Below are 26,969 nucleotides of genomic sequence, written 5' to 3'. Positions count from 1 at the left end.
TCTATCTTCTTTTACAAAGCTCCACAATAAAAAATATTATGGTAGCAACTGCGATTATACTAGCTCCACTTGTTAGGTTAAAATAGTAGCTAAGTATCAATCCGCAAAATATAAAAATAGCTGATAAAATAGCTGATAAAATCATCATTATAGCCAAATTTGGGCTAAATTTCTCAGCTATATATGGCGGAATGCTAAGCAAAGCAATCACCAAAATCAGCCCCACAACCCTAATAGTACTAACCACGCAAAGTGCGATTAATGCGCTCATCAAATAGTATAAGAAGCTGACATTTACCCCACGAAGCTTAGCAAATTCACTATCAAAACAAAAAGCACAAATTTGAGTATAAAAAAGCAGTGCAAATAATACAAAAACAGTATCCAAAACACTCATAAATATAAGATCTTCTGTGCTTACAGCCAAAATAGAACCAAACAAATAGCTCATCAAATCAGCATTATACCCAGGGCTAAGATCTACAAAAATAATCCCAACAGCCATACCAAACGCCCAAATAGCACCAATTACGCTATCTATCCTATCACGATTTTGTCCGCTGATAAAGGCTATTAAAAGCCCTATAGCCACAGCAAATCCAGCCGCACCAAAAAGCGGAGAAGCACCTAAGAAAAATGCGATCCCTATCCCGCCATAAGCCCCATGAGCCACACCTCCAGCGATAAATGTCATCTTATTTATCACAATTAATGAGCCAATCACACCACAAGCTACGCTAACTAAAACTCCAGCCCATAAGGCATTTTGCATAAAACTAAAGCTTAAAATTTCCACTATCAATCCTTATGCGAAGCACAACCACAGCTATTAAGCGCTAGCTCAACATCACAAAAATGCGTATGATCCTTGCTAAGATGGCTTATAAAATCTCTATTATCTAAATTTGAAATATCATGAAGCACGACGCTACCGCTATTTATATAAGCGACCTTAGAAGCAAAATTAATAGCCATATTAATATCGTGGCTGATGGCGATAACGCCGACATTTGCTTGATTTATCTCTTTTAATGCGGTGTAAATTTGAGCCTGACCTTGCGTATCTATACTAGCTGTTGGCTCATCTAGCATTAAAATTCTAGCCCCACTTACCAAAGCTCTTGCTATATATACTCTTTGTCTTTGCCCCCCACTTAATGCGCCAATGCCCCTAGAGCTAAACTCCCTCATACCGACCATATCCAAAGCCTGTATAGCCATATTTTTATCAGCTTTTGAGTAGAATTTAAATAGTCCACCACTTAGCCTTCCCATTAATACCACCTCCAAAACGCTCATCGGAAAGCTCTTATTTACCGGTATGTATTGCGGGACATAGCCTATTAGCTCTTTTGCTAATTTTGGCGACTTTGAATCTATGCTAATCTTGCCAGATTTAGGCTCTAAAATGCCAAGCATTAGACGCAAAAGGGTGCTTTTTCCACCGCCATTAGGGCCAATAATAGCTAAAAAATCTTTACTATCGTAGCTAAAATTTAAATTCTCAAATATATAGCCATCATCATAGCCAAAGCTTAAGTTTTCAATTTTGATTTTCATAAATGCACTTTTAAGATAAGCAATTTTACATTTCTCCTAGAAATTTGAGTTTAAAATTATATCTGATTTGACTTAAATTTATTTAAAGAAAAACTTGATAGAATTTAGTAAAATAATCCCAAGGTAGTATATATGCAAGATATTTGGAATAAAAAGTCCAAAACATATCCTAGGTTTAGCCCTATTATGCGTCCATTTGAGGCTGAATTTTTCGCCTTTTTAAATGAGTGTGGCGTGGATTTTAGCAGCAAGAGCGTTATAGATATAGGTGCTGGAACTGGAGTGTATAGCTTGCATTTAGCTAAAATGTGTAAAAGCGTTTTGGCATTAGATATTAGTGATGCGATGCTAGAGATTTTAATATTAAGTGCTAAAGAGCATAATATATCCAATATTCAAACCCTTAATGGCACGATAAATGATATTAAAAATAGTAAATTTGATATAGGATTTTTGACTATGTCCCCAGCACTTAAAAGCTATGAGAATTTTGAGATATTTTATAACCTTGCTAATAAGCATATATATATGAATTGGCTAAAGCCTAGAAGATCAAATTTATTAGAGCTTTTTATGGATTGTAAAGCTGATATGGCAACGCCTATGGCTATATTAGAGCAGTTTTTAATCTCTAAAAATATTAAATTTAAATCCAAAATCATAAATGAAAATAGAAGTGTAACAAGAAGCATAGACGATATGGTAGAAAATCTAGCTTGGCATTTAGAAATAAGCAGACAAAATTACACAAAAGATGAGATAAAAAATAAGATAAAAAACCTAGCAAATGGTGATGAAATCACTGAAAATATCACTACTTGCGTGAAAGTTATGGTATTTTGAAGGTAAATATTTTAAAATTTATAATGCTATTTTTCGCACTTGCGTGTCTATATTTTATTATAGAAACTGGTAGAGTTTTACTCAAAACAGAGGAGAGATTATATGATTTTGCCGAGCTTAAAAGGCTAAATCAAGAGCTATTTTTACAAATTGACCTACAAAGCATTCACACAACCATAGAAGAAAGCGAAGATAGCATTACCAAAATCAATGCAATATTAGATAAAATCAGCTCAAATTTTATCACCACAAAGCTATTTTATAAGCTAGATCATATATTGTTTTTAGAGAATTTAAACGCCAAAATCAAAAAGCAAACCGATATAATCAGAAACTACTATGTAATCCGTCAAGATATATCTAAATGCTTAATAGAGCTAAATCAAAATTTATCAAAAACTACAAATATCAAAGAGATGAGTAATGCCTACGCGTTGCTGATGAACTCAAGATTTATAGATGAATTTGATAGAGATTCGTTTGATATATATCTAACTAAACTAATCGCTCAAGAGCAATCGCCATTTGATTATCAATTTTTAAGCATGATCCAACATGTCAATGATAATCTAATCACCATTCCAAATTTACAAATTCAAAATTATAATATGCATATTCAAAGACAAATTCAAGAGCTTATAAAAATCTCAATTGAGTATTTCAATTCTGCTTTATATGCTCTCATTGGTAGCTCGGCATTTTTACTTATCATAGTTATACTCGCAGTGGCTAAAAATGGGGTTTTAAACCTACAAAATAAAGAGAATAAACTCAAATTAAAACAGCTAAGACATCTAATTGATAGCAATCCAAATCAAGTAATAATCCTAGATAAATTCGGCAAAATCTCTAGCGTTAATAATGCATTTGTAAATGCCTCTAGCTTTAGTGCTCAAAGCATAATTGGCAAGGAGCTAAGCTCACTAAATATGAATATGCAAGGGATTGATATATTTGATGAAGTTAGCCAAAGTAAAGAGATCAAATGCTATGATGAGTTTGTCAGCAAATCAAATGATGGGATACTAATCTATGAAAATATAGTCGCAATCCCAATGCTAGATGAATTTAATGATATAAATGGCGCTATAATTTTAAAACAAGATATAACCAAAGAAAGACTGATAAAAAAAGAGCTAAATTTTAGAAATTCACAGCTTCAAGAAAGCTCAATTATAGATAATCTAACTAGATTAAAAAACCTCTCTGCACTAAATGACGCTATCAAAAATAATCAAGATGGTGTATTGATTTATATGATGATTACAGACTTTGCAAATTTAAGATTTTTTTATCGTTCAGACTTTATCGATATGATATTTATAGCCATTGCAAACTCTATAAAACTTGCCATTAGCACATATAAAATTGACGCTATAGCCTATAGAATGCAACTTGATGAGTTTTGCATATGGTATAAGGGCGATAATATCAAAAAAGATATAAAATATATTTTAGAGTATTTTAAATCCAAAAACATTACAATCCAAACAGATGGCGGATTTGAAATCTTACCAAATATCTCAATCACAATGGGTATAAGCTCTAACAGCGATAAACCAAATTTAACCAGACTAACCCAAGGCATTCTAGCCGCACAAGAAGCAAAAGAAAAAGAGCTAAGCTTTAGCTTTTACAACCATGATAATATAATAGAAAAAAGCTATCAAAAAAACGCCACAATAACAAGATTAATCCAATATGCATTAAATGAAAATAGAGTAATTGTCGAGTGTCAAGGGATTTTTGATATTAGAAATTCCAAGCCTACAATTAGCTCATATGAGATTTTAATCCGTATTTTAGACCAGCAAAATCAAATCCACTACCCAAATGAATTTTTAAGCGTAGCCAAGCTAACTTCGCTATATCTAGCACTTACAAAGCAAGTTATTAATAGAGCTTTTGAGCTATTAGAGAGATTTGGCGATAAAAAGAGATTTTCTATAAATCTCTCAAGTGTAGATATGCTAAATGAGCCGGTTAAAAATCTATTTTTACAAAAGCTTAGCCTATGCCAAAACCCGCAAAATCTCACTATAGAAATCTTAGAAAGCGAAGGCGTAGATGACTATAATGCTATAAATCCATTTATCCAAGAGATTAAAAATTATGGTTGCAAACTTAGCCTTGATGACTTTGGTAGTGGATACTCAAACTACTATAGAATGCTTGAATTAAATATAGATTATATCAAAATTGATGGCTCTATCATCTCTAAATTGCCATTTGATAAAAATGCCAAAAGTGTCGTAACAACCATTGTCGAATTTGCCAAAAGGCAAGGCTATGAGACCGTGGCTGAGTTTGTCTCTACTCCACAAATCTTAGACATTATCAAAGAAGTTGGTATAGACTACGCACAAGGCTACTTACTAGCTAGACCAGTATTGCCAAATAATATAGAATAATAGGAGTAAATTTGCATAATAATATAATAAATGGCGCAGTTAAATTTATGGAAGAAAACTTCATAGAGCATAAAGAGCTATTTGAACATCTAGGTAATAAGCAGACGCCACATACGCTATTTATCGGATGTTCTGACTCTAGAGTGGTGCCAAATTTAATCACCAACACCTTACCAGGTGAGCTATTTGTCGTGCGAAATATCGCAAATATCGTCCCACAATATAGGCTAGTAGATGAGTTTTTAGCCACTACAGCGGCCATTGAGTATGCTATAAATACTTTAGGGATTAAAAATATAATAGTATGCGGTCATAGCAACTGCGGTGGCTGCGAAGCACTATATCAAAGCGATGATAAATTAAAGAGTACGCCAGTTGTTAAAAAGTGGCTTTTGATAATTGAGGATATTAAAAAAGAGGTTTTAAAAGATAAAGATATAACTCCAGCCAAAAGAGCTTGGGTAACTGAAAGGCTAAATATCATAAACTCACTCCAAAATATTATGACCTTCCCAGGCGTGATAGATAAGCTAAAAGCTAAAGAGTTAAAGCTATATGGCTGGCACTATATCATAGAAACTGGGGAATTATATAACTACGATGACGCTACAAAAAGCTTTAAACTATTAGAAAAGAGCATAGACTATGAAGAAATTTACTCTCAAATTTTTACTGATTTTTAATCTATTTTGTAATCTTTTATTAGCAAATCAGCTAAGTGATGTAAACAATAAGATTATATCGCTAAATTCGCAATTAACCATAATAAAAGAGCAAAATGCTAGCACAAACGATGAGATTTCAATCCTAGAAAATGAGAAAAATAGCCTAATCAAAAGCTTGCCAGCACTCATCACTAGTAGCAATGATTTTAATCAAACCCACATAAATTCATACATAAGAGCACTAAATGAGGAGTTAAAAAGATACCAAGCTAACTCTACTCACTTCATTCAAACGCAAATATCTCTAGCCTCTGCTAATTTAGATAAAATTTACTACTGGTCGCTATCACAAATATCTCAAGCTTTTAAAGATTATAGCAAAACCCCAGATGAGGCCATAATCGATGCCATAACTCAAATTCAAATCTCCAACTATCAAGAGTTAAAATCAATAAGCCAAGATCCAAATAGCCAAAATATCGCCAATGAGCTAACCACGCTTGAGATAAAGCGTCAAACATATAGCGAAATACTAAATTATTTAAAAGATAATTCTGAGCTTTTTGATAGCAATTTTGTGCTAACTAGCCTAAATTTACAAAATATAATCAACAAGATAAATATGGCTGTAAATTTACAATCCAAATCCATAAATATAGGCAAAATCACTATTATATCCTTAGTTTGTATATTTTTTATACTCTTACCAAGGGTGGCTTCGCTTTTACTTTATAGGATACTTATCGCTATCTTATCTCGATCAAGAAATGCAAATAATGAGCTCAAAGAGCAATTCGTAGCAGCCATCAAGCTACCTGTTGTGATATTTTTTATCATATATGCACTAAATTTATCTCTCATCATCGCCTACTATCCTTCCACCATAAGCATAGAGATGAAAAACTACTTTGATATTGCTTATAGCGTGGTTATAGCGTGGTTTGTGATAGGAGTACTTGATGGGTATGGGATTATCATCTTATCAAAAATCGCCCAAAAATCAGGTCGCAAAGAGGTGGTAAATCTCATAATTAAAGTCTTATATTTTATCGTAATTATCATTACAATTTTGGTAATTTTAAGCAAAATTGGCTTTGATATTAGCACGATTATCGCCTCTCTTGGTATTGGCGGACTAGCTGTGGCATTAGCAACAAAAGATATAATAGCCAACTTTTTTGCCTCTATTTTGCTTCTTTTTGATAGCTCATTTAGTCAAGGAGATTGGATTGTTTGTGGTGGGATTGAAGGAACGGTGGTTGAGATAGGGCTTAGAAAGACAACTATTAGAACATTTGACAATGCTTTAGTATTTGTGCCAAATTCCAAAATTATGAGCGAAAGTATCAAAAACTGGAATCGCAGAAAGATAGGCCGCCAGATCAAAATGCAAGTAGGTCTAAGCTACACAACTTCCAAACAAAGCATTCAAAACTGCATAAATGATATAAGAAATATGCTTTTAAACCACGAAGGAATCGCTAAAAGCGGTATAGATAGTGCCTTAAATAGCAATGACGCACGGATAAAATATCGCCAAAATATGGTCTCTGTAGATGACTTAGATGGGTATAAAAGTAATCTTTTTGTCGTGCTTGATGAATTTGGCGATAACTCCATAAATATCTTGATATACTGCTTTAGCAAAAGCGTGATTTGGGGCGAATACTTAGCCACTAAAGAAGATGTAATGCTTAAAATAATAGAGATAATAGAGCGATATGATGATGCGAGCTTTGCCTTCCCAAGCAGAAGTTTATATATAGAATCCATACCAGAAATTCAAATTCACAAAGGAGAAAAAAGTGTCTGATATATATGATGATGAACTAGATGAAAATCTCAATTACGATGATTACGAAGATAGCTACAAGGATAGATCTCGTAGCTACAACTATGATGAAAACGACTACTCATACGATGATGAGGACGAAGAGGATAGCTACGATATGGAGTAAGGCTATTTTATTAAATTTGAAATAGCCTTAAAGCTTGGGTGAGTGGCACTTTGGAGTAATTCAAAGGCTACCATCTCAATTGATTTTACCTTAGCTTCTTTTAAATTCAAATAGGCTAAAGCCTTATTTTGCGGATCTCTACTGCCTATACACTCATCAACTAGCGTTACGCTAAAGCCGTTTTTGATAAGATCCAAAGCCGTTTGATACACGCAGATATGAGCCTCTACGCCGATTAAAATCACGCTTTTATAGCCTAAGATTTCATCTTTTATAGAGTTAAAAGCTGAGAATTCTAACTTATCAAATATCTTAGAGTTTATTAAATTTAGTATCTGCTCATCACTGTCGCCAAGACCTTTTTTATACTGCTGCGTAGCGATTATTTTTAGCCCTAATTCATTTGCTATTTTTAGAAATTTAACGCTATCAGCCACCAAATTTTTATCACTCATCACATTTAAAAGCTTAGTTTGCATATCTATTACTACAACTACACTATCCATAAATTCCCCTTTATTTTACAAATCTATCTCGATGCCTACAGGGGCGTGGTCGCTACCCTCTATACCATCAAGTATAAAAGCATCTTTTAGCTTATCTTTCAAATTTGAACTGATGAAAAAATAATCAATCCGCCAACCTACATTTTTAGCCCTTGAATTAAACCTATAGCTCCACCAAGAATACGCATCCTTCTTATCGCCATTTATAAACCTAAAAGTATCGATAAATCCAGCGTCTAAAACCCTATCTATCCACTCCCTTTCACATGGCAAAAATCCGCTTGTTTTAGAGTTAGCCTTTGGGTTTTTTAGATCAATTTCTCTGTGAGCGGTATTTACATCGCCACAAAATATCACCCCCTTACCATCACCAACCAAAGCCTTGATATAAGCTAGAAATTTATCATAAAAATCCATCTTATACGCTAGTCTCTCATCGCCTTGCTGACCATTTGGAAAATATATATTAAAAAGATGGATATTATCAAATCTATGCTCTAAAACCCTACCCTCATCATCATCAAAAAACTGCGATTTTAGATTAGTTGATTTTAAATTCGACAAGCTCATCACGCCTGAATACCCAGCCCTTTTGGCTGAATTTACAGATATATTTTCAAATCCTAGATTGTATATTTGAGCTGGGATTTTATCCTCGCTTGCCTTTATCTCTTGAAGAGCTAGAAAATCTGGCTTATACTCACTAAGCCACGAAAAAGCATCTTTATTTATAACCGCCCTAAGTCCATTTACATTCCACGAAATCAGTTTCACATTTCACCCTTTTTTAATCCCATTATAATCCAAAATTTAAAATATTTTCCAATCATTAACTATATCTTTATCATAAAATTACAATCTAAGCTTATAATTCCAACTTTTATTTTAAAGGAAATTTAAATGAGCTCAAATAAATTTATCATATATTTTGCACTATTTATCACAGCGTTAAATTATAAATTTTTCGAATTTGCCTTTGATAGCGTAGGCTTTACAGATAATGCCATTTTATTACTATCTTTGCCGGTGCTATTTTTCTCTCTTGTAGTTTTTATTTTTAGCTTACTATTTTTACCATACATAACAAAAGCTTTAGCAATATTTTTAACCATAATTGGCGTTGTCGGAGCGTATTTTATGAATGCCTACTCAGTCATCATAGATAGCGAAATGATAAGAAACGCACTTCAAACGGACGCTAAAGAGGTAAATGACCTATTAAATTTAAATATGATATTTTGGGTAGCCCTAGCCGCCATAGCTATATTTTTAATAATCAAAGTAAAAATAACCAAAACAAATATACTAAAAGCCCTAAAATACAGAAGTTTGCTCTGTGCTACTTCTCTCATACTTTTTGGCGTGATTTTTGCTAGTTTGAGTAAGGATTACATTCCATTTTTTAGAACTTACAATCAAATAAGATTTTACACAACCCCTTTTTATCCCTTATACTCAGCAAATAAATATATAAATTCCCTAGCGCCAAAGGCTGAATTTAAGGAGATTGGGCTTGATGCCTCAATGCAAACAGATCAAAAAATGCTATTTGTATTTGTAGCTGGAGAGACTGCTAGAGCAGCAAACTACTCATTAAATGGCTATGAAATAAACGATACAAATCCGTACTCCAAAGCAAATGAAATGCTAAGTTTTTCCAAATTTAGCTCTTGTGGGACTTCAACTGCTATAAGTTTGCCTTGTATGTTTTCAAATTTAAATAGAGATAATTTCTCAGTCAATGCCGCTTCAAATATGAGTAATGTGCTAGATGTCTTAAAAACTGCTGGAGTAAAAGTAAGCTGGATAGGAAATAACTCTGGATCGTGTAAAGGTATCTGTACGCGTTTAGATGATATTAAGGATTTTGGCGGTGATAGCTATGATGGAGTTATGCTACAAGAGATAAAAAGCCAAATTCAAAATGCTAAAGATAGTAGCCTAATAGTCGTCCATCTCCAAGGTAGCCACGGACCAACATATTTTAAAAGATATCCGAAAGAATTTGCTAAATTTAGCCCGACTTGCGATACAGCTACTTTGAAAAACTGCACCTATCAAGAGATAGTAAATACCTATGATAACACAATTTTATACACAGATTACATAATAAACCAAATAGTAGATATGCTAGAGCAAAGCGATATGCAAACTGGTTTATTCTATGTAAGCGACCACGGCGAGAGCCTTGGAGAAAATGGGGTTTATCTCCATGGAGCACCATACTTTTTAGCACCAGATTTTCAAACTAAAGTCCCTGCAATGCTATGGCTAGAAGATAAAAATCAGCTAGAAAATTTAAAAAATATAAAAGATAATAGCTTCTCACATGATAATATTTTTCACACTATTTTAGGATTTTTTGATATTCAAACAAGCATTTATGATAAAAACCTAGATATAATAAACTAAATAGGCAAAAATATGGAGTTATATAAAAGCATTGTATCTATAATTTTAGGAGAGAAAAAATCAGAAATTATAGAATTTATAGCTAATAATTTAGATGATGATAAGAGATTTAAATACACTATAAAAGAGCTATGCGATGAGCTAAATATCAGCAAACCAACAGCCATAGAGACTATAAATTTACTAACTCAAAAGCGTGTAATAAAAAAGATAAAAAATGGAGTATATCAACTAAATATCTAGCCCAAAAAGATGAGATATTAAAATTTTAAATCCAATCCCAATAAGAATAACTCCACCTAAAATCAAAGCCTTACTCTCTAAGGCCTCACCAAGATATTTACCAAGATAAACAGCCCCAATACATATAATAAAACAAACTACCCCAACTGCGATTAGACTAAGCAAAATACTACCACCTTCAAAGCTAAGTGCTACACCAACAGCCAAGGCATCAATACTAGTAGCTACTGCCCCGATGATTAATAATTTTAAACTCAAATCTATACTACACTCTAAATTTCCGCTATCTCTAGACTCTTTAATCATCTTTAATCCCAAAAATACCAAAATACAAAATGCTATATAGTGATCGATAAATTCTACATATCTGATAAACTCAAGCCCCAAAATATAGCCAATAAACAGCATAAAAGCCTGAAAAAATCCATAAATAAAAGCAATTTTGATAATCTTAAGTAATTTTAAATTTCCACACTTAGCACCATTTGCGATGCTAAGCGCCGCACTATCCATAGAGAGTGCAATCGCTAAAAATAGAAGTTCCATTATAACCCAGCGTTTGCTATAGCATTTGCTTGATAATCAGCTATTAATGGATCGATAATCTCATCAAAGAGCCCACCAGCCATAATCACATCAAGCCTATAAAGTGTCAAATTTATCCTGTGGTCACTAATTCTATTTTGCGGATAGTTATAAGTGCGGATTCTACCGCTTCTATCCCCAGTCCCAACTTGGTCTTTACGCTCTTGGCTTTGAGCTGCTAGACGCTCCTTTTCTTGCATCTCATAAAGTCTAGCTTTTAAAACCTTCATCGCAGCCTCTTTATTTTTATGCTGACTTTTGCCATCTTGATTTACCACTACTAATCCAGTTGGTTTATGCGTGATTCTAACAGCCGAATCTGTGGTATTGACACTTTGACCACCATGTCCGCTACTACGCATTACATCTATTTTAAGGTCGTTTTCATTGATAATAATCTGGCTATCTTGAACTTCAGGCATAACCGCTACGGTAATAGCAGATGTATGAACTCTACCTTGGCTTTCAGTCTCTGGGACCCTTTGAACTCTATGTGTGCCACCTTCGAATTTTAATCTTGAGTAGGCACCATCGCCCTTTATAAGCAAAATAATCTCTTTAAACCCACCAACACTTCCTTGGCTAGAGCTTACAATCTCAAATTTATACCCTCTTTGCTCGGTATAACGCATATAAGCATTTGCCAAATCCCCCACGAACAAGGCCGCCTCATCGCCGCCAGTCCCAGCTCTAAGCTCTAAAAATATATTTTTATCATCATTTGGGTCTTTTGGAATGAGTAAAATCCTAATCTCATTTTCTAACTTCTCAAGAGATGATTCAAGCGTCTTAAGCTCATCTTTAGCAAGCTCCCCTAGCTCACTATCGCCTAAAAGTTCGCGATTTTCCTCAATGCTTGATAATATACTTAGATATCTATCACTAGCTTCTTTGATTGGTTCTAAATTTCTTTGTTCTTTGGAGAGTTCAGTCATGCGATTAATATCGTTGATAACTGCTGGATCGCTTAGTAAATTCTCTATTTCACTAAAGCGATCTATGAATGGACGGAGTTTTTGCGCAAGCATAAACTAGCTTATGCAGCTAATGTATTTACTAATTTTGCTAAGCGGCTAACTTTTCTAGAAGCTGTCTCTTTTTTAAGAAAGCCTTTACTTACAAAACTATGAAAGCTCTTATTTACATCTTTTAATGCTACCAAAGCCGCTTCTTTATCATTATTAGCGACTGCTACTCTTACCGCTTTTGTCAAATTTTTTAATCTTGTGCGGTAAAATCTATTTCTTTCTGTTCTTTTTATGGTTTGTCTTGCTCTTTTTTCAGCAGATTTATGATTTGCCATAACATACCTTTTTCATAATTTTAGCTCGGAATTATACCAAAATGATTATTAATCAAAACTGAATTTAAGTATCCTTTAATCTAATTAAATTTGCCTTCATTCTCATCAGTTTAATATTTTTAGATAAAATTGCGATTAAATTTATCTAATGAGGGAAAAATGAAGCTATTTGGAACTGATGGAGTAAGAGGTCTAGCTGGGAAAAAGCTAGATGCGATGACGGCTATGCGTCTAGCGATGGCAGCTGGAATATACTTTAGAGAGCACTCTAAGACCAATAAAATTTTAGTCGGCAAAGATACAAGAAAAAGTGGCTATATGATAGAAACCGCTATTGTAGCGGGACTTACGGCTGTTGGGTATGATGTAGTCCAGATTGGTCCAATGCCAACTCCAGCTATTGCTTTTTTAACCGAAGATATGCGATGCGATGCTGGTATAATGATAAGTGCGAGCCATAATCCATTTTATGATAATGGGATTAAATTTTTTGATGGTAGTGGAAATAAGCTATCTGAAACAGATGAAAAAGATATTGAAGATATATATTTTGATTCAAATTTAATAGAAAATAATCAAAAAACCGCTCTAAATATCGGTAGCGCTAAAAGAATTGATGATGTTATAGGTCGCTATATCGTTCATATTAAAAATTCATTTCCAAAAGAGCTAACATTAAAAGGATTAAGAGTGGTTTTAGATGTGGCAAATGGCGCTGCATACAAGGTCGCTCCAACGGTATTTAGCGAATTAGGCGCTGAAATAATCGTGCTAAATGACAAGCCAAACGGATCTAATATCAATGAAAATTGCGGTGCTTTACATCCTGAAATTTTGGCAATGGAGGTTAGGAGATTAAGGGCTGATATTGGGTTTGCATTTGATGGAGATGCTGATAGACTCGTAGTTGTCGATGAAAGGGGAGCTGTGGTTGATGGAGATGCGCTTCTTGGTATGCTTGCAAGCTATTTAGATGAAAATAATATGCTAAGCAAAAAAGCGATTGTATCAACTGTGATGAGTAATGCGGCTTTAGATGACTTTTTAAATAAGCGAAAAATCGCCATAAAACGCTCAAATGTCGGGGATAAATATGTGCTAAATATGATGAAAGAGCATGGGATAAACTTTGGTGGCGAACAAAGCGGCCATATAATTTTTAGCGATTTTTCTAAAACTGGAGATGGCTTGGTTTCAGCTTTGCAAGTTAGTGCTTCTTTATTAAAAAGCGGCAAAAAAGCTAGTGAAATTTTTGATAAAATCAAGCCATACCCACAAAAACTACTAAATTTAAAAATCTCTCAAAAACGCCCACTTGATGAGATAGAAGGGATAAAAGAGCTAGAAAAAGAGTTAGAAAAGCTCCATATTCGCTCACTATTTCGCTACTCTGGGACAGAAAATTTAATTAGATTACTTCTTGAAGGCAAAGATGAGTATCTAGTTAGTAAAAAGATGGAAGAGGTGGAAAAATTCTTTATAAAAGCTTTAAATGAATAGGGTAATTTTACGATTTTTAGGCTCTTTTGCTATAGTTTTTGCTATAGATCAGCTTATAAAGTGGGTATTTTTACACGGATTTAGATATTATGGTAGCTTCATTGATCTGGTGCTTGTCTATAATAAAGGCGTGGCATTTTCTATGTTTGCGTTTTTAGGAGCGAATTTAAAATATATCCAACTAGGATTAATCGCTCTTTTGCTTGGTTATCTACTAGGGCAAAAAGAGCTTTTAAGATCGCATACTACGGCTTTTGGCTTGATTTTAGGCGGTGGGTGTTCTAATATTTTAGATAGATTTATCCACTCTGGGGTGGTTGATTATATATTTTGGCATAAGTGGTTTGAGTTTGCTGTGTTTAATTTTGCTGATGTGATGATAAATTTAGGCGTAGCAATAATATTAATCCAATCACTAATCCTAAGGAAAAAAAGATAAATGGGTCGTAATGTCTATATAGCATATTTATTGTGGTTTTTTCTATCTACTTTTAGCGGGCATAGATTTTATTGCGGTAGAATTACAAGTGGCTTTTTACAACTTGGGCTATTTTGGTTTGGTAGTGCTACGGCGGTATTTTTGATAGGGTATGTATTTTTAGCTATTTGGCTAGTGTGGTGGCTTATTGATCTATTTTTGATACATAGCTGGGTAGCTAGGATAAATGAGATAATATCCTTAGAGCATAGCATTAGCGATAGCAAAAAATTAGAAAATATAGAAAAATTATATGAATTATATAAAAATGGAGCCATAAGCTATGAGGAGTATATAAATAGAAAGGATATGATTTTAAAAAATATTTAAATTTATTTATAAATCATATGCTAGACTTTCAAAAAATTTAAGGAGAAAATATGGAATTCCAAACATATTTATGGATCAAATGGTTGCACTATGCTGCTTTTATATCGTGGATGGCTATGCTTTTTTATCTGCCTAGGCTATTTGTCTATCACGCTGAAAATATCGCAAATAACGGCTTTTGCGATGTAGTGAAAATTCAAGAATCAAAGCTATTTCATGGAATTGGCTGGATAGCGATGATTATTGCCATTGTTACTGGATTATCCATTTTAGTCCATGCAAAACCAGAACTAATGAAGCAAGGCTATTTTCATATAAAATTACTCTGTGTTGTATTACTGGTGATTTATCACTTTAGCCTTGGATATTTTTTAAAGCAATTTAAAGAAAATAGATGCAAAAAAAGTGGAAAATTCTTTAGATTATATAATGAAATCCCGACAATTATAATGTTTGTTATCCTATATGCTATGCTCGTTAAGGCTAATTTAGGATAAAATTTCACTTCAAGCCCAAAATTTATACAAATTTAAGGCTTGAATTTGTATAATCACAATCTTTTTAGCTCAAAAGGTTCTATAGCTCAGTTGGTAGAGCATCACCTTGACATGGTGGGGGTCACAGGTTCAAGTCCTGTTAGAGCCACCATATTTTAGTTGTGCCTCGGTAGCTCAGCTGGTTAGAGCGCTGGTCTCATAAGCCGGAGGTCGGGAGTTCAAGTCTCCCCCTAGGCACCAATTGCCCTTTTCAACACTTTTCTCTTAAGCTTTCAAAACTATGAAAAAGCCCTTAAAAACGCAATCTAGCATTAATTTAAGCTTTCATTTGATATCATTTCAGTTATTTTCACGCTAAAGGATACCCAAGCAAAGTTTAAGAAATTTAATAAATATCTATAATTAATAAAATCGCTATAGCTTCTCTTTTCTAAACAATACTAGATAAAATCAACAATAAAACCAAATTTAACCAAATATTTCATTTAAAATTGTAAAATACAAGATAAATTTACTTCTTAAGGATAAATATGTTAAATCTTCTTATTAAGTCGCTTTTTGCTTTGGCTGTGCTTATCGTTTTTGTCGCTGGTGTGGTATTTGATGCTAAATTTCTATCTCAAGACCAATTTAGTGATAAAGAGCTTAAATTTAGTCGCACTATTGATGAGAGTGTGGAGTTTATCCCAGATAGATTTAGTGCTAATATAAATATTGAATCTACCAACTCCTTACGCACCAAAGCCCAAATCTCTACTGATGAATTAGGGATAATCACCGCCACCTTAGATAAGGCATTAAATTTAGCTAAAAATTCCCAAATTTGTAAAGCTTCTACCTACTCAATTGAGCCAAACTATAGCTATAATGATGGTGCTAGGATTATTAGCGGTCAGCTTGTGAATTTTAATATTAAATGTGAATTTGCTAAAAACGATATAGATAAATATGAAGGGCTAATCAAAGCCTTAAATGAAGTTATAAAAAGTAGTGAATTTATAGCTATAAATCTACCAGCCATAGCCCAATCTTCATCGCCTACTACAATATCGCAAAACAATGAGATACTTCATAATAAAATCCTAAATAACGCCATAGCAAAAGCACAATATTACTCAAAAGAGCTAAATAGAAATTGTCTATTAAATAGCCTTGATTTTAGTAGCGTTATCCACCCAGTAGCATACACAAACCTAAAATCAACCCCGATAGAATCAAAACAAAACCAAACTCTATCAGCCATAGCCACATATAGTTGTAAATAGCAAAGCCCCATTAATCGGGGCAAATTTCAGCTATGAGAGTGCCTTTTTAGCCGCATCACTCATACGCTTTCCATCACACGCTGAGCCGATGGCCTCCTTAGCTAACTTCATCAAAGCACCCAAATCCTTAATCCCACTTAAGCCATTTTGACTTACTAACTGCTCCATTTTACTTTTCAACTCATCATCGCTAAGTTGCTTTGGCAAGTATCTAGAGATAATGCTAATCTCATCAAGCTCCTTTTGAGCTAAGTCATCTCTACCGCCGTTTTTATACTGCGTGGCTGATTCATTTCGGCGTTTAATTTCGCTTTGTAAAATTACAAACACTCTATCATCATCTAGCTGCACTCTCTCATCAACCTCAATTTGCTTAAATACCGAGCTTATCATACGCAAAGTATCTCTTTCAAAGCTATTACCAGCCTTCATGGCTGATTTTATATCATTTAAAATTTGCTCTTTTACGCTCATTTTATCCCCTTTAAATTTAATTGATTAGCGATAAATAACCCCTCACGCAATCCATCATCGATCGCAACGCAAGTGCTATTTCCTACAAATTCTAGCAAAATTTCGCACCCTTTGACTATCAAATCTGCCCTATTTTTGCCTACTAATTCATCTTTATTAAAAGCAGTTTTTAATAAATTTATCGTGTTGATAAAATCACTCCTATCAAGCCTTGTTCCATTTACTAAATTCGCATTATAATTATAATAGTTTAATCCGCATTTAAGACAAGCCACAGTAGTTGGCACACCTGAAGTTAGGATAATACTGTTAAATTTAAATTTATCCATAAAGCTCTTAGCCTGACTTATAGTGCCGCTTTTATCACTCTCAATAGCCGTAATAATACCAAAATCAAAGCTCTTGCTATCATCGCCAAAGCTAATCTCCGTGCTAGCCCCACCAAGGTCTATTAACACAGAATTATCTATCTTAAGACCTAAAATTTTAGCCCTATTGCTTACTCCAAGCCTAGTTAAAAAAGCCTCATACTCGCCACTAATTATCTTAAATTTAATCCCAAAATCATCATAAATCCTAGCAAAAAACTCATCTGAATTAGCCGCTTTTCTAAAAGCCTCAGTCGCCACTGCGGTGCTAGAGTTAAATTTCGCTTCACTCACAAGCTCACTAATAGCCGCCCTAATCCTACTCATAGCATCATCAGCTAGACCCTTATGATTAAGCCCTCTAGCTGAGCCAACTATCCGCTCAAAGCTATATTCGCACTCAAAGTTGCCACTATCTAATAAACGCATTTTACAAGCTCTAATTGTATTGCTTCCTAGGTCAATTGCGATCACTTAAATGCTCCTTTATAGCTGCGATCTTACGCCTTTTGAGCTCATCGCCATAGGCCTTTCCACTTAGATTTATAGATGAAATGTCTATTTGTGGGGCAAATTTAATATCATAAAATCCTAGCTTTTTTGCCATCTTAATCCTAGCTTTGCTATCAAGCCCAAGCCAGTTTGATAGTGGCATATCAAGGGCAATTTTCATCATATTAAATTTACTAATTTTGTTATAAAATGGCTGTTTGTAGGCTATGGAGTATGAGTTTGGCAAAGCAAGTTTAGCTAGTAGCTCCTTGCCATTAATATTATAATAATTAATAAGATGGTATAAAAATGATGCTTGATTTATGCTAATTTTATTAGAGATAAATTTTAAAAATCCATCATCAAATTTAACCCCAAAAAGCCTAATATCAAGCCCAAGATCCCTTAGTAAATGAATGCCACGCATTTGAAATTTCGCCATAAAAAACTTCTCTAGCTCCATATAAACTCTATTTAAGCTTAAATCACTTATATCAATGTCTCGCATAATCTCCATGCTTTTTGGCTCACAAATTAGATTAAATCTAGATACAAACTGCACCCCACGCAAAACCCTAAGGCTATCATCGCTGAAATTTGCTGGATTTGTGATCTTAAGCCTCTTTGCCATTAAATCACCCACTCCACCCCAAAAATCCAAAATCTCACCACTAAAAATATTTACCATAATCGAATTTATAGTAAAATCCCTGCGAGAGCTAGCCATCTTTTCATCATTACAATACTCTACGCTAAAGCCCTTATGACCAAATCCGCTTTTAGACTCCTTTCTTGGCAGACTCAAATCAAAATTTCCAAGCTTATAAACAAAATAGCTCTTACCCACGCCACTAGCACCGCAAGATTGCATAAGAGAATCAAATTTATCCGGGCTAATATCATAAATCTCAATATCATAATCTTTTGAACTACTCCCAAGAAGTAGATCACGCACCGATCCGCCGACTAAATATGCTCGTTTTGTATATTTTGAAAGTAAATTTTTAAGCTCTTTAAAATCGCTATTTTGAGATATTTGATAGCCTATTTTCAATGCTCGCAAGTGCAAATTCCAAAAATTTAATCGTCATATCAAGCCTAAATTCAAGATTACTCTCATCTGCACTATTTAGCCCTTCAAATAATATACCAATTCTCTCTTTTAATCCTTGTAAATATAGCATCTCGCTTGATCCGAGATCTTTTGGGGTTTGCATACTATCTATAGAGGCCACCTTAGCAGCTAATGCCTCTTTTATTTGAGAGCTATTTTGGGTAGTTGGCTCTTTGGAAATTGTGATATTTTCGGATTGAAATTTAGGTTGATTGCTTAGCTCTTTAGCAGTGTTAATCCCGCTTTTTATAGGCTCTTTTTTACTAAAATCACTATACCCATTCGCCTCTTCTACGATAAATCCATTTTTTGCCACAGCATCGCTCGTGCCTTGTAGCTGAGCATTTACCTCATCAATAGTAAATTTCGCAATATCTTCTAATCTCATATCTTTATCAACCACCTTTTAAATTCTCTAATCCCAGCCGCGTCGCCCTCTTTTAAATTTAGATAAAACTCTAGCATTTGCTCATTTGACTCGCCATTTTTACGCTTTAAGCCACTTAATCTTCTGATTGCTGAACGAGCCTCTTCATTGCTTGGATCGTGCTTTAAAATATTTTTATAAACCTCTAAAGCCTCATCTCTTAGACCTTGATTTTCATATATCAAGGCCTCTGTAATCGTCCCTCTCATTGCTTTTTAATATAATCACTAATTATAGAGCCAATCTCGCTTGTAGTGCAGATCTCTACAGCATCAAATTTGGCTATATCTTTTGTCCTATATCCATCTTTTAGCACCGATTTTATAGCATTTTCTATACAATTTGCCGCCTCATTCTCGCCTAGAGCATATCTTAGCATCATTGCTGCTGAGAGAATCATCGCAATTGGGTTAGCTATCCCTTGCCCTGCTATATCTGGGGCACTTCCATGAATTGGCTCATATATACCCACGCTTCCACCTATTGACGCACTTGGTAAAAGCCCTATAGAGCCACACACCATACTAGCTTCATCACTCAATATATCGCCAAATAAATTCTCAGTCAAAACCACATCAAATCCAGTTGGGTATCTCACAAGCTGCATAGCTGCATTATCCACATACATATACTCTAGGCTCACTTCAGGATAATCTTTTGCCACTTTAGCGGTAACTTCACGCCATAGCTGACTAGTCTCAAGCACATTGGCTTTATCTACCATACACACTTTTTTACGCCTTTTCATAGCAGCGTCAAAGGCGATTTTAGCAATTCTTTCTATCTCCTGTGCTGTGTAAGCCATGGTATTATAGGCTCTATCTTCTAGTTTCTGTCTTGGCTGACCAAAGTATAGCCCACCAGTAAGCTCTCTAACGACTAAAATATCAACGCCTTTTATGACTTCAGGCTTTAGGGTTGAGGCATTGATAAGCTCATCATATATCATCGCTGGACGCAAATTCGCATAAGCACCAAGAGATTTTCTAAGCTTTAAAAGCCCACTTTCAGGGCGAAGATGTCTTGGCAAATTATCCCATTTTTCTCCACCAATAGCCCCAAAAAGCACCGCATCGCTTCTCATAGCACCTTGTAAGGTCTCTTCAGGCAAAGGCTCACCAAATACATCAATAGCAGCTCCACCCATCAAAAAATACTCATAATTTAATGTAAAATTAAACTTAGCACTAACGCTATCAAGAACTTTTATAGCCTCTTCTGCGATCTCTGGGCCTATACCATCGCCTTTTATCACACAAATATTATAACTTTTCATAAATTATCCTTATATAGTGCTTTTAGCATAATTAATCAAGCCACCAGCTTTTACAAGCTCTTGCATAAATTCAGGGATTGGCTCAAATTTATATTCGCAATTTTGGGTTAAATTTTTAATTATCCCACCGCTATAATCAATCTTTAAATCATCGCCTTCATTTATACTATCAGTTTGAGGGCACTCAAGTATCAAAAGACCGGTATTAAAGCTATTTCTATAAAAAATTCTAGCAAATGATTTTGCTATAACGACGCTTATCCCAGCGGCCTTAATCGCTATTGGAGCGTGCTCCCTACTACTACCACAACCAAAATTTTCCCCAGCTACAATACAATCACCCGCTCCTACTTTAGAGCTAAAATCCTTATCAGCATCTTCCATCACATGCTTAGCTAAAATTTCTGGATCGCTTGTGTTTAAATATCTAGCAGCTATTATCACATCAGTGTCTATATTATCACCGAATTTCCATACTTTTGACATATTTTTCCTTGATAAAATTTTGCGTGGTATTATACCAAATTTAATCTTAATCCCTAGTTTTTATACGCTCTTGATTGAAGTTTTCTTCCATTCGCTGTATCTCAGCACTACCACTTCTATAAATATCGCTATCTACTTTTAGCTCTTTTTGGCTAATTTTATTATCATAATTTACATTGCTAAGAATATGCTTAAATACATTAATCCTAGCCTTTTTCTTATCATTGCTAGTTACTACCGACCATGGTGCGTATGGGGTGTTTGAGGCTAAAAGCATTGAGTATTTTGCTAGTGTGTATTGATCCCATAACTCTTGGCTCTTCTCATCAACTGGAGATAGTTTAAACTGCTTTAATGGATCATTTTTACGCTCTTTAAAGCGTCTTTTTTGCTCCTCTTTTGAGACTGAAAAATAGAATTTAAATAAGATAATACCAGAACTTACTAGCATCTCTTCAAATTTTGGCACCTGGCGTAAAAACTCTTTATGCTCCTCTTCACTACAAAAGCCCATCACAGGCTCAACTCCAGCCCTATTATACCAACTTCTATCAAATATTACTATCTCTCCAGCGCTTGGAAGATGACTATTATATCTTTGGAAATACCACTGAGTTCTTTCTACATCGCTTGGTTTTTCTAGTGCGACGACACGGCACCCTCTAGGATTTGTATGCTCTATTAATCTCTTAATTGTCCCGCCCTTGCCTGAAGCATCACGACCTTCAAAGATTATTAAGACTTTTAAGCCCTCTTTTTTCACATAGGTTTGAAATTTCAAAAACTCAATTTGAAGCTTTTTTAGCTCCTCTTCATATTTTAATTTTGATTTTTTAACCTTTATTGTTACATACTCCTCTTGATTTGCCATACTGCCTCCTATGGTGTAAAAATTTAAATATTTTATAATTATTTAATTAAAATTTTGCTTATTTTAAATATCTATTTTTAAAGTTACAAGTAAGTATAAAGTAGGGATATACCCTACTTTTGCGAGTAATTATGCTAAAACTTCTAAATTTCGCACTAATTAAAATAATAGCCCAGATTTTATCTCATTATATTTTTGATTGCCACAAAGCTCCTTTACTAGCTCTAGAGCAAATTCCATCGCTGTAGCTGGACCACGAGAAGTGATGATATTGCCATTTATCACTACATTTTTATCTGGATTATATCCAGCGTGATTTATAGTAGCTTCAAATCCTGGATAGCAAGTATATTCATCACCTAAAACTCCAGCCGTGCTAAATGCCCATGGAGCTGCACAAATAGCGGCTAATCTCTTGCCATTTGATTTGGCTTCTCTTAATTTTTGAGCTAATTTTTGGCTTTGGGCTAAATGCTTAGCACCTGGTAATCCACCAGGCAAAACTATCATATCTATATCTTTAAATTCAAACTCATCAAAAGCCACATTAGCCTTCAATGTAACGCCGTGAGCGCCGCTTACTTCTAGATTATTACTAAGTGCTACCATGCTTACTTCCGCGTCAGCACGACGCAATATATCTACCACGCTCAAAGCCTCAATCTCTTCAAAACCATCTGCCATAATTACAGCTACTTTTGCCATTTTGTCTCCTTTTAATTGATTGAATAATATATAATTTTTTGATTTGCAAGAGAGCAAATTTTATAATTAGCTCCATAAATTTGCTCTAGCAAAATCTCATTTATTATATCATTTTTTCCAAACGCTAACGATTTGCCATCTTTAATAGCAAAAACTTTGGTAGCAAACCAAAATATATGATTTGGCTCATGGCTACAAACTATGATAATTTTACCACTTTTAGATATGGTATTCATAACTTTCCAAATTAAAATTTGATTACTAAAATCAAGCGCACTAGTAGGCTCATCTAAGATCATCACTTCAGAGTTTTGAGCAATAGCCCTAGCTATCAATCCTAGCTGTTTTTGTCCGCCACTAAGCTCACTAAAATTTCTATCTTTAAGCTGTAAAATTCCCACCATATCCATAGCCGCATATACTGATTTTATATCAGCTTTACTAAATCCAAATACACCGCCAAAATGAGGCTTTTTACCCATTAATACCACTTCAAAAAGGGTGTAATTAAATGCTAGATTATGTGCTTGTGGGACATATGATATGAGCTTTGAAATTTGCGAAATACTTAAATTTTTAAATTTACTTCCAAATAAGCTATACTCATCATAACTAGCATTTAAAAATCCAAGCAAAGAGCGTATAAGCGTCGTTTTACCACTACCATTTGACCCCATCAAACCAAGCAAATCACCACGCTCAAGCTCAAATGATATCCCGCTTAAAATTTGATTTTTACCATAGCTAAAATTTAAATTTCCCACAACTATTTTATCCAAAGAGTTTTGCACTTCTAGCCTTTAAAATCCATAATAAAAATGGTGCTCCAAGTAATGAAACTATGATACCAACAGGTATCTCGCCACTACTTAAAGTCCTAGCAAGGGTATCACAAATCAGTAAATATATCGCTCCCATTAGCCCAGCTACTGGTAGTATCGCTCTATTATCTGCACCAACAAGCATTCTAGCAGCGTGTGGCATCATCAACCCAATCCACGCTATAATCCCCACACTAGATACGCTAAGTGAGCTTATAAGAGTTGCTATGATGATGAATATAATCTTATAAATTTGCGGATTTATCCCAAGCGATCTAGCCTCTTCATCTCCAAGGCTAAGCAAATTTAACTTCCAAGCAAGGATAAAAGCTATAATAAAACAAGGTAGCCCAAATGACGCATTTACCGCTATATCATACCAACTAGCTTGATATAATCCACCCATCATCCAAAATGTAATCTCTCTTAATTGAGAATCCTCGCTTAAATACTTCATTATCCCAACAAGTGAGCTAAAAATAGAGCCTACTATAACCCCTGAAAGCACTAAAGCAACGCTATTTGTAACGCCTTTTTGAAATGCTAAAATATAGGCTAAAAATACAGCCAAAAGCCCAAAGGCAAAAGCACTAATTTGAAGCGAAATAAAGATAGCTGGAAGTAAAATTGCCAAACTAGCACCAAAGCTAGCTCCCGCACTAGCTCCTAAGATAAATGGCTCAACTAGTGGATTTCTAAATATGCTTTGATATATCACTCCAGCACTAGCAAGAGAAATTCCAACTAAAATCGCTATTAAAATTCTAGGAAATCTAAGATTCCAAATGACGATTTGAGTAGTTGGATCTATGTTACCAATGCCAAAAATATTGTATAAAATTACGCTAATTACATCACTTATTTTAAGATCTAGATTGCCACTAATTAGAGCAAAGAAGGCTGAAAATATGAGTAAAATAAAGAGAAAAAAGCAACTCCATACAACTCTCAAAACTTCTGTGTCCAATCTAATAATTGAGTTTTTCTAAGCATTTTAGCCTTCTCATCATCTATATTATATAGCTTTTTATAAAACTCAATTGCAAACTCTGCTATATTAATATCTTTAAATTCTTGCTGATGAGCCGCCTTAGCAATAATCAAAAGCTCCAAAGGATACTCTAATCTCCTTGAGCAATTCATAGGCGTCCAAGGAAGAGAATATACTCTTTTTTCTTTTAACGCTCTTAGCTGGGATAAATTGGCGTAGTTTGGACTTTCATAAATTTCAAATGCTGGATGGTAGCCATTATATGTAGGGAGTAAAATCACATCTGGATCAAGCCCATATATCTGCTCAGCACTAATCATTATCCTAGATCCCTTGCCGTTTGGGAGTGCATTTTTAGCTCTTATTAAACTTTCTAAAATTAATGATTCTGGCGTATCAATCCCATATGTGATCCCACTAGCTCCATTTTTCTTCATAGCTAGGCTTAAACCTAGATACAATACTCTTGGCTCGTAGCTGACATTTGCTACTTTGGCTTTTATCAAATTCTCTATACTAGCTAAATAATCATATAACCCTAAAGCCTCATCAGCCTTGCCAAATATCTTGCCAATTATAGCCATCTCATCTCTCATAGTAGATAAATCCTTGGTATATGTAGGAGAGTATAGGACAATTAAAGGTATATTAGTAGCCTCTAGCGTTGATATAGTTTTATCTAAAGCCATTTTATCAGCCCCACCAATAGTACAATCCCCAACACGCAAAATTATAAGCTCTGGAGATGAGTTGATAAGGGTTTCATAATTGATAATATTTCCTTGCGGAGAGTTAAAACAAGGCAAATCATCAAGCCAAGGGTGTAAAGCTCTCATAGTATTTAATCCAGCAAATTCAAGCTCTTTATCTCTGCCTTGTATTTTATATTTATAATCCCTTTTTAGCGACCAAGATGCGATGGAGCTTACCTTATCTATCTTGCCAAGATGGGTAAGCACCCCTTCTACAAATCCATCGCTAATGGTTGCGATTTTCTCTAAATTATCTGGAATTTCCACGCTTTTGCCACGCATATCAACAACGCTTAATGCCATAGCATTTATAGCTAAAATGATAGATAAAATGGCAAATTTCATAAATTTCCTTTTATTAAAATCTCTTGCCAATCGTGGCTGATAAATTTAAATTATCGCTAGTAGAAGCAAACTCACCACCTACTGCAAATTTGAAAAAATAGCCACTATTTGCCGCATACTCTGCCCCTAAGCCGATATTTAATCTATTTTTATCTAGGTGGTATCTTTGGGTAAATTTCTCACCTCTAAAGTCGTTAAATTCAGCCTTAGCATCCATATTATATCCTTGTAGCATTCTTTCATATAGAGCATAACCTATATATCTTAGATTATCGCTAATCTGATATGAGCCATTTAGCCCAGCTGCTGCTATGATGGTATCGTGGCTTATACTATCATATCTTTTAGCAAATATCTCTCCACTTTCATTAAAGCTATCTTGATAGATATAGCCATAGCTTAAATATGCAAGAGGCGATATAGTAAGGTTAGCTACACTATAATCCTTAGCTACTCCAAGCTCTAAATTTGAGTTATAGCTTTTATATTTACCTTTTATAGTGCCACTTAGCTCTCTTTCATTCTCATTAAAGGCTACTAAAACTGACCCACCGCTTAATAGCTTAAATGAGCCAAGGTCATATGTATAATTTAACGCTAAGCTTAAAGTATCGCTTTTGGATTTTGCACCAATATCAAAATCCAAGCTAGATTTACTAGCTCCAATCCCATAAGATATAGTCCCATCATCTATTTTATGGGCTAAATTTAAGCTAACTCCGCTTTGATAGCCATCAAATCCATTACCATTATATCTTTTATAAGTTGGATTTATATACCAATAATTTTTTGGTTTTAAACTATCAAATCCCAAATCTATAGCATAATCACTAGCCACAGACGCGACAAAAATTCCATTATCATACGGATTTGAATTATAAGAAAATAGAGTTGAGCTTACTGGATTTATGCTAAAGAGCATATTGTTTTGATAAAAGCTAGTGTGATTTTGCGTAGTAATTGATGTCAAATCAAATACAGAATTACCCTCTATACGACTCATAGTCTCTTGATAGGTATTAGAATCACTGCTATCAAGGGTATTGAAAAATTGATTATATTTCTCACTTAAATTCACATCACTTCTGATATTTCTCATAGTCTGACTAAGCGTAGTAGAGTTGCTATTATAGGCATTAGGCTTGATTACAGGAGTTACTACTATTGTTCCACTATTTTGGCTATTGCTAGGGGTTTGCTGGTTGCTATTTTGTTGGTTATTGTTTTGGTTGTTATTAGGATCTTGTTGGTTGTTGCTAGGATCTTGCTGGTTGTTTTGGTTATTATTTGG

At 34.4% G+C, this 26,969-nt stretch carries 32 protein-coding genes and 2 tRNA genes; 14 read left to right on the top strand and 20 right to left on the bottom strand.

Annotation, left to right across the window (positions count from 1 at the left end):
• Position 1 precedes the first annotated feature (1 nt).
• Both CSUIS19072_RS04400 and CSUIS19072_RS04395 read right to left on the bottom strand, forming a co-directional pair.
• Complete coding sequence (locus CSUIS19072_RS04400; protein ID WP_086237446.1) at positions 2-799, bottom strand: metal ABC transporter permease; 798 nt, start codon at positions 797-799, stop codon at positions 2-4.
• Entirely contained in the window at positions 799-1,560 is a 762-nt protein-coding gene (locus CSUIS19072_RS04395) for a metal ABC transporter ATP-binding protein (RefSeq protein ID WP_086237356.1), read from the bottom strand. Before CSUIS19072_RS04395 ends, CSUIS19072_RS04400 begins: the two co-directional genes overlap by 1 nt.
• Positions 1,561-1,692: 132 nt before the next feature.
• Between CSUIS19072_RS04395 and CSUIS19072_RS04390 the strand changes: the two genes are divergently transcribed.
• The 5 genes from CSUIS19072_RS04390 to CSUIS19072_RS04370 are packed head-to-tail and all read left to right on the top strand — an operon-like array spanning position 1,693 to position 7,437.
• Positions 1,693-2,403 (top strand): class I SAM-dependent methyltransferase, encoded by a 711-nt coding sequence (locus CSUIS19072_RS04390; protein ID WP_086237355.1) that lies wholly within the window; start codon positions 1,693-1,695, stop codon positions 2,401-2,403.
• The gene (locus CSUIS19072_RS04385; RefSeq protein WP_141083160.1) at positions 2,400-4,814 is read left to right on the top strand and encodes a sensor domain-containing phosphodiesterase; all 2,415 of its coding nucleotides are present in this window, start codon (positions 2,400-2,402) and stop codon (positions 4,812-4,814) included. Before CSUIS19072_RS04390 ends, CSUIS19072_RS04385 begins: the two co-directional genes overlap by 4 nt.
• Positions 4,815-4,861: 47 nt before the next feature.
• A complete protein-coding gene (locus CSUIS19072_RS04380) occupies positions 4,862-5,497 on the top strand; it encodes a carbonic anhydrase (RefSeq protein ID WP_086237445.1) in 636 nt (211 codons plus the stop codon).
• A complete protein-coding gene (locus CSUIS19072_RS04375) occupies positions 5,460-7,292 on the top strand; it encodes a mechanosensitive ion channel family protein (protein ID WP_086237353.1) in 1,833 nt (610 codons plus the stop codon). Before CSUIS19072_RS04380 ends, CSUIS19072_RS04375 begins: the two co-directional genes overlap by 38 nt.
• Complete coding sequence (locus tag CSUIS19072_RS04370) at positions 7,285-7,437, top strand: hypothetical protein (protein ID WP_180379389.1); 153 nt, start codon at positions 7,285-7,287, stop codon at positions 7,435-7,437. Before CSUIS19072_RS04375 ends, CSUIS19072_RS04370 begins: the two co-directional genes overlap by 8 nt.
• Positions 7,438-7,439: 2 nt before the next feature.
• On the opposite strand, the gene CSUIS19072_RS04365 is transcribed toward CSUIS19072_RS04370, so the two are convergent.
• On the bottom strand, positions 7,440-7,943 hold the full coding sequence (locus CSUIS19072_RS04365) for an isochorismatase family protein (protein WP_086293166.1): 504 nt from the start codon (positions 7,941-7,943) through the stop codon (positions 7,440-7,442).
• Positions 7,944-7,958: 15 nt separating this feature from the next.
• Positions 7,959-8,717: an exodeoxyribonuclease III gene (locus CSUIS19072_RS04360; RefSeq protein ID WP_086293168.1), complete on the bottom strand. Its 759-nt coding sequence runs from the start codon at positions 8,715-8,717 to the stop codon at positions 7,959-7,961.
• A gap of 126 nt (positions 8,718-8,843) precedes the next feature.
• Between CSUIS19072_RS04360 and CSUIS19072_RS04355 the strand changes: the two genes are divergently transcribed.
• Positions 8,844-10,355, top strand: coding sequence for a phosphoethanolamine transferase (locus tag CSUIS19072_RS04355; protein WP_086293169.1), 1,512 nt, complete (start codon positions 8,844-8,846; stop codon positions 10,353-10,355).
• Positions 10,356-10,367: 12 nt separating this feature from the next.
• Positions 10,368-10,598, top strand: coding sequence for a replication/maintenance protein RepL (locus CSUIS19072_RS04350; protein WP_086293171.1), 231 nt, complete (start codon positions 10,368-10,370; stop codon positions 10,596-10,598).
• On the opposite strand, the gene CSUIS19072_RS04345 is transcribed toward CSUIS19072_RS04350, so the two are convergent.
• The 3 genes from CSUIS19072_RS04345 to rpsT are packed head-to-tail and all read right to left on the bottom strand — an operon-like array spanning position 10,587 to position 12,486.
• On the bottom strand, positions 10,587-11,144 hold the full coding sequence (locus tag CSUIS19072_RS04345; RefSeq protein ID WP_086293173.1) for a manganese efflux pump MntP: 558 nt from the start codon (positions 11,142-11,144) through the stop codon (positions 10,587-10,589). The two genes, CSUIS19072_RS04350 and CSUIS19072_RS04345, sit on opposite strands and share 12 nt — an antisense overlap.
• Positions 11,144-12,211: a peptide chain release factor 1 gene (gene prfA, locus CSUIS19072_RS04340; RefSeq protein WP_086237347.1), complete on the bottom strand. Its 1,068-nt coding sequence runs from the start codon at positions 12,209-12,211 to the stop codon at positions 11,144-11,146. The genes CSUIS19072_RS04345 and prfA overlap by 1 nt, the downstream gene beginning before the upstream one ends.
• 8 nt (positions 12,212-12,219) lie before the next feature.
• Positions 12,220-12,486, bottom strand: coding sequence for a 30S ribosomal protein S20 (rpsT, locus tag CSUIS19072_RS04335; RefSeq protein WP_086237346.1), 267 nt, complete (start codon positions 12,484-12,486; stop codon positions 12,220-12,222).
• Between the two features lie 159 nt (positions 12,487-12,645).
• On the opposite strand from rpsT, the gene glmM reads away from it, so the two are divergent.
• From glmM to CSUIS19072_RS04300, 7 genes are all read left to right on the top strand, one after another.
• Positions 12,646-13,986, top strand: a complete 1,341-nt coding sequence (gene glmM, locus CSUIS19072_RS04330; RefSeq protein ID WP_086237345.1) for a phosphoglucosamine mutase — start codon at positions 12,646-12,648, stop codon at positions 13,984-13,986.
• The gene (lspA, locus tag CSUIS19072_RS04325) at positions 13,979-14,425 is read left to right on the top strand and encodes a signal peptidase II (RefSeq protein ID WP_086293175.1); all 447 of its coding nucleotides are present in this window, start codon (positions 13,979-13,981) and stop codon (positions 14,423-14,425) included. The genes glmM and lspA overlap by 8 nt, the downstream gene beginning before the upstream one ends.
• Positions 14,426-14,794, top strand: a complete 369-nt coding sequence (locus CSUIS19072_RS04320; protein ID WP_086237343.1) for an NINE protein — start codon at positions 14,426-14,428, stop codon at positions 14,792-14,794.
• A 50-nt stretch (positions 14,795-14,844) separates the two neighbouring features.
• Positions 14,845-15,291, top strand: coding sequence for a protoporphyrinogen oxidase HemJ (gene hemJ / locus CSUIS19072_RS04315; RefSeq protein ID WP_086237342.1), 447 nt, complete (start codon positions 14,845-14,847; stop codon positions 15,289-15,291).
• A 75-nt stretch (positions 15,292-15,366) separates the two neighbouring features.
• Positions 15,367-15,442, top strand: a tRNA-Val gene (locus tag CSUIS19072_RS04310).
• A gap of 12 nt (positions 15,443-15,454) precedes the next feature.
• Positions 15,455-15,531: transfer RNA gene (locus CSUIS19072_RS04305), tRNA-Met, on the top strand.
• Between the two features lie 290 nt (positions 15,532-15,821).
• Complete coding sequence (locus tag CSUIS19072_RS04300; protein WP_086293177.1) at positions 15,822-16,556, top strand: SIMPL domain-containing protein; 735 nt, start codon at positions 15,822-15,824, stop codon at positions 16,554-16,556.
• A 30-nt stretch (positions 16,557-16,586) separates the two neighbouring features.
• On the opposite strand, the gene CSUIS19072_RS04295 is transcribed toward CSUIS19072_RS04300, so the two are convergent.
• The 13 genes from CSUIS19072_RS04295 to CSUIS19072_RS04235 form a co-directional block, all read right to left on the bottom strand.
• Entirely contained in the window at positions 16,587-17,030 is a 444-nt protein-coding gene (locus CSUIS19072_RS04295) for a GatB/YqeY domain-containing protein (protein WP_086237340.1), read from the bottom strand.
• Positions 17,027-17,872 carry a Ppx/GppA phosphatase family protein gene (locus CSUIS19072_RS04290; RefSeq protein WP_086237339.1) on the bottom strand — a complete coding sequence of 282 codons (846 nt, stop codon included), beginning with the start codon at positions 17,870-17,872 and terminating at the stop codon, positions 17,027-17,029. Before CSUIS19072_RS04290 ends, CSUIS19072_RS04295 begins: the two co-directional genes overlap by 4 nt.
• A complete protein-coding gene (locus CSUIS19072_RS04285; protein ID WP_086237338.1) occupies positions 17,859-18,953 on the bottom strand; it encodes a CCA tRNA nucleotidyltransferase in 1,095 nt (364 codons plus the stop codon). Before CSUIS19072_RS04285 ends, CSUIS19072_RS04290 begins: the two co-directional genes overlap by 14 nt.
• Positions 18,913-19,392 carry a CiaD-like domain-containing protein gene (locus CSUIS19072_RS04280; protein WP_086237337.1) on the bottom strand — a complete coding sequence of 160 codons (480 nt, stop codon included), beginning with the start codon at positions 19,390-19,392 and terminating at the stop codon, positions 18,913-18,915. The genes CSUIS19072_RS04285 and CSUIS19072_RS04280 overlap by 41 nt, the downstream gene beginning before the upstream one ends.
• Complete coding sequence (locus CSUIS19072_RS04275) at positions 19,389-19,640, bottom strand: tetratricopeptide repeat protein (RefSeq protein ID WP_086237336.1); 252 nt, start codon at positions 19,638-19,640, stop codon at positions 19,389-19,391. Before CSUIS19072_RS04275 ends, CSUIS19072_RS04280 begins: the two co-directional genes overlap by 4 nt.
• The gene (gene leuB / locus CSUIS19072_RS04270) at positions 19,637-20,707 is read right to left on the bottom strand and encodes a 3-isopropylmalate dehydrogenase (protein ID WP_086293179.1); all 1,071 of its coding nucleotides are present in this window, start codon (positions 20,705-20,707) and stop codon (positions 19,637-19,639) included. Before leuB ends, CSUIS19072_RS04275 begins: the two co-directional genes overlap by 4 nt.
• Before the next feature lie 9 nt (positions 20,708-20,716).
• A complete protein-coding gene (locus CSUIS19072_RS04265) occupies positions 20,717-21,193 on the bottom strand; it encodes a 3-isopropylmalate dehydratase small subunit (protein ID WP_086293181.1) in 477 nt (158 codons plus the stop codon).
• A 46-nt stretch (positions 21,194-21,239) separates the two neighbouring features.
• Entirely contained in the window at positions 21,240-22,064 is an 825-nt protein-coding gene (gene ppk2 / locus CSUIS19072_RS04260) for a polyphosphate kinase 2 (protein ID WP_086237333.1), read from the bottom strand.
• 159 nt (positions 22,065-22,223) lie between these two features.
• Positions 22,224-22,769: a DJ-1 family glyoxalase III gene (locus CSUIS19072_RS04255; protein ID WP_086237332.1), complete on the bottom strand. Its 546-nt coding sequence runs from the start codon at positions 22,767-22,769 to the stop codon at positions 22,224-22,226.
• 11 nt (positions 22,770-22,780) lie between these two features.
• Complete coding sequence (locus CSUIS19072_RS04250; RefSeq protein WP_086237331.1) at positions 22,781-23,560, bottom strand: ABC transporter ATP-binding protein; 780 nt, start codon at positions 23,558-23,560, stop codon at positions 22,781-22,783.
• The gene (locus CSUIS19072_RS04245; protein WP_236845292.1) at positions 23,541-24,542 is read right to left on the bottom strand and encodes a FecCD family ABC transporter permease; all 1,002 of its coding nucleotides are present in this window, start codon (positions 24,540-24,542) and stop codon (positions 23,541-23,543) included. Before CSUIS19072_RS04245 ends, CSUIS19072_RS04250 begins: the two co-directional genes overlap by 20 nt.
• A complete protein-coding gene (locus CSUIS19072_RS04240; RefSeq protein WP_086237329.1) occupies positions 24,539-25,678 on the bottom strand; it encodes an ABC transporter substrate-binding protein in 1,140 nt (379 codons plus the stop codon). The genes CSUIS19072_RS04245 and CSUIS19072_RS04240 overlap by 4 nt, the downstream gene beginning before the upstream one ends.
• A gap of 13 nt (positions 25,679-25,691) precedes the next feature.
• The coding region (locus CSUIS19072_RS04235) for an autotransporter outer membrane beta-barrel domain-containing protein (RefSeq protein WP_337212029.1) at positions 25,692-26,969 on the bottom strand (1,278 nt) is incomplete at its 5' end.

It is taken from the genome of Campylobacter sp. RM19072 (assembly GCF_024723485.1).
GTDB classification, from domain to species: domain Bacteria; phylum Campylobacterota; class Campylobacteria; order Campylobacterales; family Campylobacteraceae; genus Campylobacter; species Campylobacter porcelli.
This window is presented reverse-complemented; position numbering and strand designations above follow the sequence as displayed.